The organism is Photobacterium indicum (assembly GCF_003026215.1).
In the GTDB taxonomy this organism is placed as follows: domain Bacteria; phylum Pseudomonadota; class Gammaproteobacteria; order Enterobacterales; family Vibrionaceae; genus Photobacterium; species Photobacterium indicum.
Window position 1 is genome coordinate 881669 of the sequence record NZ_PYOC01000001.1, and the last position, 13516, is coordinate 895184.

Consider the following 13516-nt stretch of genomic DNA (forward strand, 5'->3'; position numbering starts at 1 on the left):
AGATTTTGTTCAGCAATAATTTCCTCTACTTCATGGTAGTTAAGTTTATAAGCAAGGTAATAACGAACAGACCATAGCGTCATTTCTGAAGGAAAGTGCCAGCCTAAAAAGTGTGTGGGGGTGTAGTGGCATAATGATTAAAGTAATGAGTGCTGATGAAGATCATTACACAGCACTCCGTTTGCAGCAAAACCGAGGAGCTTTGCCGATGGTCATTTAACTTCTGTAAATAAGCATGACTTCTTGGTTATTCATGAGCGTCTGTTAAGCATCTTCTTCTTTGCCATTAACGTATTCGAGAATATCTCCGGGTTGGCAATGTAAGTGCTTACAAATAGCATCCAACGTTGTAAGACGGAGTGCTTTAGCACGGCCGTTCTTAAGTACTGACAGGTTCTGCTCGGTGATGCCAATCTTTGCTGCAAGCTCGTTCGAGCGCATTTTTCGCTTTGCTAGCATCACATCTAAATTAATGATAATTGGCATAAAATCGCCTTAGATTGTTAATTCATGATCTTCTTTCATGTCTTTCGCGAGTACCATAACATGTGAAGTTACACGCACCATGAGACCAATGACAAAAATTGTCAACTCAGAATCTGAAAAATAGAGGCCAGTATTCAACTCTTCTTCACCAATGGATAAAACTGCACCTAATAACAGATCGGAAATTGCACTGATAAAGGGTAAAGCAATCATAAAATTGGCGGTTTTCTTTAGACAGGAAACATTATTTAGAGTGAATACACTTCCGGCTCGATAAAGACGGAATAGTTGTATAAGTTGCCAGATCATCGCCATATAAATAACGGTAGGTAAAATGGCGAAAGGATAGCCCATTAACATTTTTGTTGGTGTTAACGGTAAGTTCACTGGGTAGGCGAATGATACGTTGATAACATCGCCTGATTCAACCATCGTGCCGTAAATCCACATAAAGGAATCGTAAAGAGGGGCTGTGATTAATATGGCCCAAAGTAAAATTAGCAGTTTTTTGCTTAGCTTCTGGATGGCGTGTTGGTGATGCATGATTCATTCCCCAAATAAGTTGTGGGCAATAGATTGACATGGCTGATTGTATTTGGCAATAATAAGTTACCTTAAAACGATAATTTATTATTAATAAACAATGAGAAATTTATGTGGAAACGCGCCCTATGTATGGTTACGTTGGCTCAAATGATTGGCTGCTCAAGTATGTCTGTCGAGGAGTGTAAAGCGGCGGATTGGCATGCTGTCGGGGTGATGGATGGTCAAAATGGTGTTCCGGCTACGCGAATAAATGACTATTCGAAAGATTGTAAAGAAGCAGGAATAAGAGTTGATCATGCTGCTTGGTATGCCAGTTATGACTTAGGGTTATCATATTACTGTATGCCTGATAATGGTTATCGTATTGGTCGCTCTGGGGGGAGATACTTTGGTGTTTGCGATAGTTCTTTGTTTGTTGAGCAATACAATCAGGGGCAAAAAGAGTACAGGGTTGAACAACATATAAGGAAAATTGATAACGAGCTGAACTCGATAAAGCGCGAATTAAAACTTTTGGAAAAGCACGATAAATATAATAGTGATGAAGGTAAACGTCTTCGTAGACGTGAAGTCATGCTTCACTCAGAAAGACGTTCATTGATGGTGCCTACCATACAGTACCACTTCACATTTTGAGGTCGTTTTATTACTGTCCTTTCGTTACTACTGGACATCGTGTACGAAGAAACCTGTGGCTTATTCGTGGCGAATGGACGAAACGTATATCAACGGAAAAGACCATAGGTCTGCATGGTCTAACAGAAAAAGTGGTTATTGACGGTAGCCATTCCAAAGCGTTTAAAGGTGCTTTAGTGTAGACACATACTCGTGTGGTATCAGCAGATTATCGCATAATTGGTAGAGATGTTGATTAGTTGACATGTGCCCATATTTGGGAATTTAAGCAGTGCTATAGTTAAAATCCAATCACTAGGGAGGTGTTTATGACTTTCATTCAGTCATTTGGTGCCGCGGAGACGGTTACTGGTTCCTGCCATTTTTTACAACTCAAAAACGGGCCTAATATACTGGTCGATTGCGGCTATTTTCAAGGTGAAAATGAAGAGCAGACCTATGCGCCTTTTGATTTCGATCCTAAAGATGTCGATATTGTTTTACTTACCCATGCTCATTTGGATCATGTAGGACGCGTTCCGAAACTCGTTAAAGAAGGATTTGATGGTAAAGTTGTCGCCTTGCGCGCGACAATGGATTTGGCTGAGGTTATCTTAATGGATAGCGCCAAAATTGCAGAAGAGGATTATAAAACTGCATTGAAAAAAGCCAAAAGAACAGGTAATGAAAAACAGGTTCCTCCACCTATCTATACCAGTGACGATGCGAAAGCGGTGTTTGATTTAATCATTCAATACGCCGACTACAATAAAGCCATTCAGCTTGTGCCTAGCGTTAAGGTTACCTTTAGAAACGCGGGACATATTCTTGGCTCTGCAACTATTCAAATAGAAGTAAGCGAAGAGGGGAACACAAAGTCGCTAGTGTTCAGTGGTGATCTTGGCAGCCGTCGCGATATTATTATGACACCTCCCTCTTTTGTTAAAAAAGCCGATGCACTTTATATTGAATCGACTTATGGCGATCGTGAACATCGTCCTTTAAAAGAGACTATCGATGAGTGTAAAGAGATTATTATCAATACCTTAAGAAATAAAGGTAATGTACTTATCCCTTCCTTTGCGATTGAACGGACGCAGGAGATCCTGCTACTTATTAAGCAGATGTATTACGATAAAGAGCTGCCCATATGTAAAGTGTTTTTAGACTCGCCCATGGCAATACGTGCAACACAGATCTATAACAATTACCACGCAGAATTAAATGCTTCCGCCGACAAACTATTGTTACGCGACGGCACTGTTTTTGACTTTCCTTATCTGCAATATTCATTAAAAGCTAAAGATTCTAAGCTCATTAATAAGGAGGAAAGTGGCTGTATTATTATTGCTGGTAGCGGAATGTGTACTGGTGGGCGTATTTTGCATCACTTTAAACACCGTTTATGGGATGACCGTAACAGTGTTATCTTTGTTGGTTATCAGGTGAAAGGTACGCTGGGGCGGCAAATGATCGACGGAGCCGAGTCCATTCAGCTTTATCATGAAAAAATTAATGTGAATGCCAAAATACACATGCTCAGTGGATTTTCAGCACATGCAGACCAAAGCGATCTGCTAGCTTGGATGAGTGAATTTGAACAGCTAGAGAAAATTTATTTAATACACGGCGAGTCTGACAAGCAGGCTGTGTTTAAAGACGTGATTAAAGAACAGCTGCATAAATCTGTCCATATTGTTAAATATGGCGAGAAAATTTACGTTTAGAACATACAAAATAACCCCATTTTATCATTATAATTTGGGGTTATATTCTATCCCGTAATCTATCGGTAATTTATCCTTTTGCTGAAGTGATGGTTGCTATTTGTTACTGATACCCCAATGATAAGCCTATTAATTGTACCTTTGCTTGCTAATGATTGAGCCAAAGATCCAATTCCAATATTCGTCCCAATTGAAGCGGGCAAAACGAAAGGCGTATCTATGCAAACTCAACCTACGTCAAATGAAACAGTTCAAAGTTCAAGTTCTCAGACAAATGCTAAAGGTAAAAATCTAAGTATTTTATTTGAATTAGTGATGTTTATTCGACCCTATAAAGGGAAAGTCTTGGCTGCACTCGTCGCACTTATTTTTACAGCTTCTTTGACTTTATCTGTAGGGCATGGAGTGCGAATCTTGATTGATGAAGGGTTCATCCAACAGTCGATACACGATCTTGAACGTGCTATTCAATTTATTCTTACAATAACGGTGCTTATTTCAATCGGGACATTCTTTCGGTTCTATTTAGTCTCTTCAGTGGGTGAGCGAGTCAGTGCTGATATAAGGCTCGCGGTGTTCAATCACGTCATTACCTTGCATCCAAGCTATTTTGAAATCAATGGTAGTGGCGACATCATGTCGCGCATCACCACTGATACTACCTTGCTACAGAGCATTATTGGTTCTTCATTTTCGATGGCGATGCGCAGTGCATTAATGTGTGTAGGTGCAATCATCATGTTATTTGCAACCAACATAAAACTAACATTAATTGTATTAACATCGGTGCCATTTATTCTTGTTCCGATACTGGTATACGGACGCCGTGTGAGAGCTTTGTCACGCAAGAGTCAAGATTCGATGGCCGATGTTGGGAGTTATGCGGGTGAAGCGATTGAGCACATTAAGACCGTTCAAAGTTACAGTCACGAAGCGCAAGAAAGAGAGTCGTTCTCTAATGAAGTAGAAAAGGCATTCGAAATTGGACGCCAGCGCGTTAAGCAGCGTGCCATTTTGATCTCAGGCGTGATTGTGATTGTTTTCAGTGCCATCGCAGGCATGCTTTGGGTGGGTGGTAGCGATGTAATCAACGGTACTATGTCGTCTGGTGATTTAGGTGCTTTTGTCTTTTATGCGATCATAGTCGCTTCTTCATTGGCGACTATTTCAGAAGTTTTAGGTGAATTACAACGAGCTGCAGGCGCAACAGAAAGGTTAATTGAAATACTCCAAGTAGAAAGTCATATTGTGGCTCCTAGCCAAAACATCACTTCTCCTCAAGCGCTGTCTGCTGAGGTCGCGTTTGACGATGTCACTTTTCATTATCCTTCAAGGCCAGACCAAGCTTCCGCTGAGCATCTAACTTTGACAGCCAAAGAAGGCAAAGTTCTTGCGCTTGTCGGCCCTTCAGGTGCAGGCAAAACGACACTCTTTGAACTATTGCAACGCTTTTACGATCCTCAATTAGGCAAGGTCACACTAGGTGGTGTCGATATTCGTCAATTTGATCCGCATGAACTACGTAAACAAATGGCACTTGTACCACAACAGCCTGCGCTATTTAGTCATGATGTCTTCCATAATATTCGTTATGGCAACTCACAAGCGACAGATGAACAAGTTATTGAGGCGGCTAAAAAGGCGCATGCACATGAGTTCATCATGAATTTACCTGAAGGGTACAATAGTTTCCTTGGTGAGCGAGGGGTAAGGCTTTCTGGTGGTCAACGTCAGCGTATTGCCATCGCAAGAGCCATTTTAAAAGATCCGAATATATTATTACTTGATGAGGCCACCAGCGCATTAGACAGCGAAAGTGAACATCATGTTCAGCAAGCTTTGAAAGAGTTGATGCGTGGCAGAACAACGTTAATTATTGCTCACCGTCTTTCAACTATTCAACATGCCGACCAAATTGCAGTATTGGATCAAGGGCGTTTGGTTGATGTTGGTGATCATCGAACACTACTGAAAAGCTGTGATTTATACCAGCGCTTGGTAGAACTACAATTCAAACGTATGACTGGTTAACACCGTTACGCATTAATGCGCTGGTGGGGTGCTCTTATTGCGTAAAAGTTTATGGCGTACGCTATAAATAAGGTGTATAAGTAGCATATGCCAATTATGGAGGCTTCATGCCAAGACCGAAAATCCCGAGAAATATTTGTGGTCATCCCGCTGACAGTTGCTTTAAACCCAACAGGATACCAATGAGTCAGCTTGAAAAAGTTCAACTTGCCGATGATGAGTTTGAGGCGTTGCGACTGGTTGATCTATTGAAAATGCAGCAACAAGAAGCAGCTATCGAGATGGGTGTCTCTCGGCAGACTCTGGCCAATATTCTGAAATCAGCCCGTTTTAAAGTAATGGACTGTCTTACTCAGGGCAAGGCTCTCATCATGCACCACGAAGAAGAAAAAGAAGAGTAAAACATGAACAATACGGAAATAAGCATTTTACAGAATGAGATAGATAAATTCGACTTATTCAAGTCAACGTCTCTCTTGGAAAAAGTGAATAAACGAAATAGTCATCAACACTGCATGTTATGTGGCACACAATCAACCTTTGGTTTGAAACTTGATTTTTATAATGATCAAGAGGGTGTTGTTTGGGCAAAGGCTAAAGGGAGTATTCATCAACAAGGTTATCAAGGTATTTTACATGGTGGTTTTATTGCTGCGTTACTCGATGCTGGTATGTGTCACGCGATTTTTAATCAAGGTGTTGAAGCTGTAACCGGTGATATCAATATCCGCTACCTTGCAGAGATTCCACTCACAGCAGATATTATTATTCGAGGGAAAATAAACTCTTCCTATTTAACACTTTATAAAGTTGAAGCTGATATTTATGTTGAGCAACAACTTATGGCAAAAAGTACAGCACGTTTTATGAAACGCTAAATTTGACTGAATATATTGCCAAACACCACGATGGCCGACGATTTATCGCCAACTAAACGAATATCTGTATTTAGTATTCTATTGCTCTATAAAGCTTACCTATAACAGCGTAGGATCAAGCAACTTTAGATAAGACCAGGTTTGCACTCAGGTGCACGAATATAAAAATCATGAAACTAACAGAAAAAGCATCACTTACTAATGCTTTACTTATTTCTATTTGCACACCGCAGTTTAAAGGCGATGAGGCAAAAGACTCACTTGCAGAACTTGCTCGCTTGGTGACTACTCTAGGGTTTAAAGTCGTTGGCACGCAGTCGCAAAAGCAAAGCTCGACCCAAAGAGTGAATGTTTTGGGAGCTGGCAAACTGGCTGAAATTGCACACCTCACTGGTAATCAAGGCTCGGTTGATGACGCAGATACTGAAGATTTCTTTGATGAGACAGAATTTGAGGATATTCCTTCAGAAAACCTGCCATTTGCATGTGCTGATGTGGTGGTATTTGATTGCGATTTAAGCCCATCACAGCTGCGTAATGTGGAGAACCAACTAGGCGTACAAGTGTATGATCGTACGGGGATTATCATTGAAATCTTTAGCCGTCATGCTCGTACCCGAACTGCACGATTACAAGTTGAGATGGCTCGCCTTAATTATGTCGCACCACGACTTAGAGAGTCTACCGTTGGTGATAATGAACGCCAAATGGGTAAAGGCGCAGGTGAAACAAACCTAGAGCTAGACCGCCGTAAAGTACGTGATCAATTAGCTGAATTAAAGCGCGAGCTGGCTAGTGTTCAAGATGAAATGAAAGGTCGACGTACACAACGTTCTGAACTTTTTTGTGTCGCTTTAGTTGGTTATACCAATGCGGGCAAGTCATCAATGATGCGCGCAATTACGGGCAGTGAAGTATTAGTAGAAGACAAGCTTTTTGCAACACTTGATACCACCGTACGTGCGTTGTACCCAATCACTCAGCCTCGAATCTTAGTGTCAGATACCGTCGGTTTCATCAAAAAATTACCTCACGATTTAGTAGCCTCATTTCATTCAACCTTAGCAGAAGCCCATGATGCTTCATTGTTGCTGTATGTGGTTGATGCTTCAGATTCTTCTTTTCGTTCACAACTTGATGTTGTACATGAGGTATTGGAAGAAGTGGGCGTTGAAGGGGCTAAAAAACTGCTTGTACTAAATAAATCAGATCAATTGAGTACTGAGCAACAGCAGGCACTGATGGAAGAATTTCCTGATGCCATGATGACCTCAACCCGTAACCCTCTAGATATCGCTAAACTGCATAAATATATCGTTGGCGTTTCTGAGCACGGAATGATTGAAGATGAAATCATTGTTCCTTATACCGCGAAAGGTATTATCGGTGAAATTCGTTCTAGCATGAGTGTGACTAAGGAAGAGTATGAGTATAGTCATATTAAACTCACCGTACGCTCAAACGAGATTGATTTAGCAAGATTAAAAAAGTTGATGCTGAATTCATAAAGAGAAAAGTGTGAACTGCTACCGCCTTAATATAAAACCTCCCACTTTAGGTCGTTATTTAGCCTTAATTGAGAGGTTCTGATTTATCATTTTGATCCTTTATTCAAATCTTCTTTCATTTGAATAAAGGGATTGATGCTGCTTAATCCAACTATTTTTGTGTCGTTAGCAATATGAACGGTCCATGTTGCACCGTTGCATTCCCAAGTAACGCCACCAGCTTGATCTGCTGTGATCTTTACATAACCTGATTTAAGAAAGCGGAATAAATACAGCGGCATGTTGACCAAATTCGTTGGCCTATTAAAAATCAATGGAACAAGATAACTTTCACGATCGCCAGCACGTAACGCTTTTAATTTTATAAGCTCGACGCCGTGCCCGTCATATAATTTTATAAATAGTAATACGAGAATTACATAACAAGTGAACGTAGCTATAGCATTGAATATACCTAATAATTCTTGCATTTTTCCTCGCTTAGAACCTAACGGTTTGGTGAACTGTCATACCCCTTACTCTCGTATTCTCTACTATCACAAAATTAAAAAAACGCGCAGGTGTCTCATAATATAAAGAAAGTTGCTACCGACGTGCATCTACATCGATGTTGGCAATGTCAGCCTTTCCCACTATGCAAGGTGGCGCTTAAAGATTGCACAACTAGTACGAGTTGACTTATAACTCATCAATAAATGCCTAATAAATTAGACTTTCATCAAGTTGCAGATCAAATCAATTGGTATTATACGGCCTATATTTTGCTACTACGCATGCTGGGCGTACCCGAAGGCGGTAGCGTACCTATACGTTCTATATTATTGACGTTGTTGCGTGCGGTTTAGGTGATTTTTGAAATGGTATATACGATTACAGATCGTAAATCTTGTGCGTATATCTACGGATTTAGTGGGGATATACGAAATCATTTCGTAGAATAAAATGTTAGGCGAATAAAGTGGAGATAAAATAGATGGTAGTGGAATATGTTTCGGGTATCAAAGCTGCTTGGGAAGTAGCTAAAAGTGTAAAAACTGCAACTGATGCAATTGATGATGCTCATTTAAAATTGCAAATGGCAGAACTTATTAGTGCTTTAGCTGATGCAAAAATGGAGGCAGCAGAGAACGCAGAAATTATTGCTGAACTCAAAAGACAAATTAATACTAGGACTTCACTCAAATACATTGATGGAGTATATTTTAAGCCAATAGATGGTGCTGATGATGACGGCCCATTTTGTCCTACTTGCTTTGATTCAAATTCAAAAGATATAAGGCTTAAAGATATCGAGGGGGCTATCGGTGGTGATTGGAAGTGCCTTGTCTGTAGTAACTATTTCCAGTGATACCAATTCGCCTAACAATTGCATCAACACGATTTGCTACACTCGGCATTCTAGGTTTCTTTTGGTTTACCGTGTTAAGTGGTAAATTTGAGCTTAATCTCCATGGTAGCAAACGTGTTATGCAGGCGTTATGCGCTAAGTCTGTAATATTAAATGCGGAGGAGGTTCTATGAATCAAAAGCAGTTTAATCGTTGGGCTAAGATTAAGGAAAAAGGTCAGCTTAGATATGTTGTTGTTCAAAGTTTAATTATGTCGTTAGCAATATTTATTGGACGATTAATTGGGTTTTTCATTATGGATGACAATGTTTGGCCGGGTTCATTTTTCTATGACAATATGAGTAATTTCATTTTTATTATTTTATTTTCACCGTTTATTGTATTAGTTTTCTGGTACATACAGGAATCAAGTTTTAAAAAAGAATTGAAAATTAGAGAGCGCACATCAAAAACATGAAGTTGATGCGTTACACTCCGCGGTTTTGGTGTGAAGTTCGGTGTGCTTGGTAAAGTTGTCGTGGCACACCTTCTGGCTGGCGCTGGGGAATCCCCACAAAATCATGAATGATTACCACCAATTAGGTTTGTTATATCTGTTGATTTACTTGGCTCATGGTATTGATTGTCCGAAGGTTAGTGTAATGTTTGAACATCAAACAACTTGCTTGTGAATTTTTGTATTTGGAGCGAATTCATTAGATTTGTAGACAAGCTTTGTGTCTACTTATTGAACTACAACGGTATTTTGTGGGGATTCGTAAGTACCAAGCGTTAGCCCTAAAAGGTAGTTTTGAGTATGAATGGTAAAATCATTGAGTGGAACGATCAAAAAGGGTATGGATTTATTGCTCCGAATTTTGGCAATGAGCGCTTTTTCTTCCATATAAAATCATTAAAAAACCGTAATGTTCGTCCTAAACTAAATGATGTGGTCAGTTTTGAGGTAACTCAAGATAAGCAAAAACGAATAAATGCAAGTAATGTAGTTCTGACCGACGCAAAGTTGAATGGATTACCATTATCCATCATGTTCTGTTGTTCTTACTTAGTTTTTGTCGCTGGTTCTATTTTTGTTCTAGGTACATCAGTCTTGTTACTGACAGTATATGTTCTGTTGAGTATTTTTACATTCGCTATATATGCTTGGGATAAGAGTGCAGCCAAAAAAGGTGAGTGGAGAACATCAGAAAATACTCTACATTTTTTTGCCTTGATTGGCGGTTGGCCCGGAGCATTAATTGCTCAAAATCAGTTACGTCATAAATCTCAGAAGCAACCGTTTAAGGCAATACTATGGATGACAATTGTTTTAAATTGCTCTGCATTTATTTGGCTGTTAACGCCGGAAGGTGCAGTTTATATAAAAATATTGCTCAATGAAGTAATGAGCATAGTGCATTAATGGGCAAACAAAACATCAAGGTGACGCGTTTTACTCCGCAGTTTTGGCTTGGAGTTGTGTGTGCTTTGTAGGTTAATCGTGGCGTAATTTATAGCAAGCGTTATATTTTCGATGAATTTTAGTGATAGTTTTGGAAGATGTAATGAGTGAATTTAATAAGATGATTTCGGGTGAAATTTACGACCCGAGTGATGATATGTTGTCACAAATGCGTACAAGTGCGAGAGAGATTACTGCTAAATATAATGTAACAAGCAGAGGTCAGAAATCTGAAAGGTATGAATTACTCAAAGGTTTGTTGGGTCGCACGGGTAATAACATTAAAATTGAACCCAATTTCAATTGTGATTATGGGCAAAACATAATTGTCGGTGAAAACTTTTATGTGAATTTTGGTTGCGTAATCTTGGATTGTGCAAAGGTTACAATTGGTAGTAATTGTATGATTGGCCCTCAAGTTGGTATCTATACGGCTTGTCACCCGATTGATCCAATTGAGCGAATAAGTGGAATTGAGTTCGCGAAGCCAATAACTATTGGTGACAACTGTTGGATTGGCGGTCATGCAATTATAAATCCCGGTGTGAAGCTAGGTGATAATGTTGTGGTTGCTTCTGGTTCCGTGGTGACTAAAAATTTTCCAGATAATGTTGTTATCGGTGGGAATCCAGCCCGAGTAATAAAAGAAATATAACAGATAAGGATATGTGTCGCGAAGCCGACACCTATCCGAAGTGTTGAACAAGCCCGAGCTACCTTATATAGGGAAATATTACGAAGAAGTGGAAGGGGGATTATTGATAAGCGGTTATATTGACGCGAACACCTGCCTTGGCTTAAAGCCCATAAACATAATTGACTGATTTAAATGTTTAATTATGGTTATCTCCTCAAATTAAAGCTGAACCATTATCCTTATATAACCCAATCTTATGTCGGTTGAAAGGGGGGCGAAACTTATGGCAAGCGTTATAGCTCTCGAAATCTTATTTTTCATATGCAAGGTGAGTGTATGGGTCATACATCACACTTGGCGTAAATATGATGTGATTAACTTGATTTTTATTAAACCTAATACGATTAATCATGAATAAGAAAGAATTTATAGAGATTTATTTGCGCCAAAAAGGCGCGAGTAGAACAGTAGTGAGGCCTTATCCTTTTTTATGGTACAAGCTATTTAGTTCGAACGCGAAGCCTTGTTTATTTGAATCGCCATGGAAGCTCTTTGTTTGGCAATTAGTTCTGGGAACGGTGACTTGGGGGGGAGGTATGTGGCTAATGGTATGGCGGTTGCAAGAACCAAATATTAGGAATCTATATATATCGCTACTTTTTGGTTTCACTACAGGTTTATGGTTGAGCTTGGAAGTTTTGTACTACTCAAAGAAGCTTAAAATCACATCATGGTCAAAGTGGTTAAGCGATCATTCTTTAGCTGAATAGCCTAAAACATTAAGTTGACACGTTTTTCTCCGTAGTTTTGGTATGGCGTCAGTGCGCTTGGTGAATTAACCGTAGGGCAACTTATGCATGGCGTTATATATTTAGGAGAATTCAACGGCATTTGCCAATTTGGGCACAGATGAGAATAGACGACTAAAAAAATTATGGTGGTGGCCGCAAACAACTAAATCGATATCCATTTCGATTTAACACTCGCTTACGTGTCGATTTACCATGAGTTGTAAGCCTGTATACCGATAAATGATTACAGACTGTGCTTAATTAATAACTAATATAATCCATCATTTGTATGAGCTGAATTCGAATTTCATTACTGGTTTGACTGTGCCAAAAACCACTAGCAAAAGCCAATAATGGTATCCCAAACATAATAATAAATATTACCGTCATTAGCTGCTTACTTGAAAGGTGCCAGCCGTTACGAGTTTTAAAGCCTAATGCTTCTTTTTTAGGGCAAGCCGAAACACAACGCATACAAGCTTGGCATTCATCGGTACGAATTTGTGTTGCAGTATGAATTATGATATTAGAGGGGCAGGCACGAGTACATTTATCACAATTCATATCACCACGTTCATTTAAGCAGTGACTCTTTTCACGACGAATTTTAAAAAGACTGACAAAGCTCGCCAAACCTAAAAGTGCACCATAAGGACAAAAATAGCGACAGAACGCTCGTTTACGCCAAGCAGCCATGAATAACATAATACCTAGCACCACTAACGTGATAGTGCCCGGTGCAACAAATAGCCATGCAGTTTTTACATCTGCAATTTTGTGGTAGTTACCGTTAAGGTAATACGGAATATTAGTAGGGTGCATACCAAGTGAAATGAAGGTGAAAAAGGCTAATAACAGATACTTAATCATTCGCAAAGGCCAATCTAACCATATTGGTGCTAGGTAGGCTTTTTTAATAAATTTTAGCCGCCAGTTATAGATGTATTCACCCACTAAGCCTAAAGGACATATCCAACCACAAAATGCTCGTTTACAAATAATCCCAGTAACTAAGACTGTAAATAACATTACCGCACCAGCTGGATGCGTTTGATCCCAAAAGCCAAGGCTAACAATTGCCTTTATTTCAATGGCGGCGGCGATAGGTAAGAAAGCATCGGTCACATCAGGGCGTAGAAAGCTCGGTGAAATTTGTGCGGTTAATAGTGCCGTATGGATTACATATTGAATGGTGACAAAAAAGAAAGATAACGCCATAGCATGCTGACAAACTACACGAAGAATATTTGGTCTTTGGTTTGCTTGTGCAGTTTCAGGACGAATTTTGTGGAAGCCGGTGATAATAATCACAGCTAAGACTAATGCTAATAATAAGGGCCAATATAATGAGGCTAAAGTTGCGCAGATTACAATGATTGTGACAGCAGCTGCACCCAGCTTTTTGCCACTGGTATAAAGCAGGCTTACGCTATAGATTAAGGCAAGCATTAAAGTCATTGATTCAATAAAAGTCAAAACGGCACCATTCGAAGTTTTAGCCGCATTAT

The 13516-nt window shown here is 39.6% G+C and carries 15 protein-coding genes and 1 pseudogene; 11 read left to right on the forward strand and 5 right to left on the reverse strand.

The window, feature by feature from the left end; translation table 11 throughout:
- Positions 1 to 264: 264 nt before the first annotated feature.
- Both C9J47_RS03845 and C9J47_RS03850 read right to left on the reverse strand, forming a co-directional pair.
- Complete coding sequence (locus C9J47_RS03845) at positions 265 to 486, reverse strand: helix-turn-helix domain-containing protein (protein WP_107244724.1); 222 nt, start codon at positions 484 to 486, stop codon at positions 265 to 267.
- 9 nt (positions 487 to 495) lie between these two features.
- Positions 496 to 1029 (reverse strand): DUF2975 domain-containing protein, encoded by a 534-nt coding sequence (locus C9J47_RS03850; RefSeq protein WP_107252326.1) that lies wholly within the window; start codon positions 1027 to 1029, stop codon positions 496 to 498.
- 111 nt (positions 1030 to 1140) lie between these two features.
- On the opposite strand from C9J47_RS03850, the gene C9J47_RS03855 reads away from it, so the two are divergent.
- From C9J47_RS03855 to hflX, 6 genes are all read left to right on the forward strand, one after another.
- Positions 1141 to 1668 (forward strand): DUF2799 domain-containing protein, encoded by a 528-nt coding sequence (locus C9J47_RS03855; RefSeq protein WP_107244722.1) that lies wholly within the window; start codon positions 1141 to 1143, stop codon positions 1666 to 1668.
- 308 nt (positions 1669 to 1976) lie between these two features.
- Complete coding sequence (locus C9J47_RS03860; protein WP_107252327.1) at positions 1977 to 3374, forward strand: MBL fold metallo-hydrolase; 1398 nt, start codon at positions 1977 to 1979, stop codon at positions 3372 to 3374.
- 219 nt (positions 3375 to 3593) lie between these two features.
- Positions 3594 to 5405 (forward strand): ABC transporter ATP-binding protein/permease, encoded by a 1812-nt coding sequence (locus tag C9J47_RS03865; protein ID WP_107252328.1) that lies wholly within the window; start codon positions 3594 to 3596, stop codon positions 5403 to 5405.
- Between the two features lie 107 nt (positions 5406 to 5512).
- Complete coding sequence (locus tag C9J47_RS03870; protein ID WP_107252329.1) at positions 5513 to 5806, forward strand: DUF134 domain-containing protein; 294 nt, start codon at positions 5513 to 5515, stop codon at positions 5804 to 5806.
- A 3-nt stretch (positions 5807 to 5809) separates the two neighbouring features.
- Complete coding sequence (locus C9J47_RS03875) at positions 5810 to 6283, forward strand: PaaI family thioesterase (RefSeq protein ID WP_107252330.1); 474 nt, start codon at positions 5810 to 5812, stop codon at positions 6281 to 6283.
- Between the two features lie 170 nt (positions 6284 to 6453).
- On the forward strand, positions 6454 to 7791 hold the full coding sequence (hflX, locus tag C9J47_RS03880) for a GTPase HflX (protein WP_107252331.1): 1338 nt from the start codon (positions 6454 to 6456) through the stop codon (positions 7789 to 7791).
- Positions 7792 to 7877: 86 nt separating this feature from the next.
- Here hflX and C9J47_RS03885 read toward each other — a convergent pair whose 3' ends face one another.
- Positions 7878 to 8261, reverse strand: a complete 384-nt coding sequence (locus C9J47_RS03885; protein WP_107252332.1) for a hypothetical protein — start codon at positions 8259 to 8261, stop codon at positions 7878 to 7880.
- Between the two features lie 503 nt (positions 8262 to 8764).
- On the opposite strand from C9J47_RS03885, the gene C9J47_RS03890 reads away from it, so the two are divergent.
- The 5 genes from C9J47_RS03890 (at position 8765) to C9J47_RS27565 (ending at position 11987) form a co-directional block, all read left to right on the forward strand.
- Positions 8765 to 9139, forward strand: a complete 375-nt coding sequence (locus tag C9J47_RS03890) for a hypothetical protein (protein ID WP_107252333.1) — start codon at positions 8765 to 8767, stop codon at positions 9137 to 9139.
- A gap of 169 nt (positions 9140 to 9308) precedes the next feature.
- Positions 9309 to 9596 (forward strand): hypothetical protein, encoded by a 288-nt coding sequence (locus tag C9J47_RS03895; protein ID WP_107252334.1) that lies wholly within the window; start codon positions 9309 to 9311, stop codon positions 9594 to 9596.
- Between the two features lie 339 nt (positions 9597 to 9935).
- Positions 9936 to 10541, forward strand: coding sequence for a DUF1294 domain-containing protein (locus tag C9J47_RS03900; RefSeq protein ID WP_107252335.1), 606 nt, complete (start codon positions 9936 to 9938; stop codon positions 10539 to 10541).
- A gap of 142 nt (positions 10542 to 10683) precedes the next feature.
- Entirely contained in the window at positions 10684 to 11235 is a 552-nt protein-coding gene (locus C9J47_RS03905; RefSeq protein WP_107252336.1) for a sugar O-acetyltransferase, read from the forward strand.
- Positions 11236 to 11627: 392 nt separating this feature from the next.
- A complete protein-coding gene (locus C9J47_RS27565) occupies positions 11628 to 11987 on the forward strand; it encodes a DUF6404 family protein (RefSeq protein ID WP_107252337.1) in 360 nt (119 codons plus the stop codon).
- Between the two features lie 101 nt (positions 11988 to 12088).
- Here the strand turns inward: C9J47_RS27565 and C9J47_RS27285 are convergent.
- Together C9J47_RS27285 and C9J47_RS03920 are read right to left on the reverse strand one after the other, a co-directional pair.
- Positions 12089 to 12190: pseudogene (locus C9J47_RS27285) on the reverse strand (universal stress protein); the annotation flags it as partial.
- 79 nt (positions 12191 to 12269) lie between these two features.
- On the reverse strand, positions 12270 to 13484 hold the full coding sequence (locus C9J47_RS03920) for a 4Fe-4S binding protein (protein ID WP_107252704.1): 1215 nt from the start codon (positions 13482 to 13484) through the stop codon (positions 12270 to 12272).
- Between the last annotated feature and the right edge of the window lie 32 nt (positions 13485 to 13516).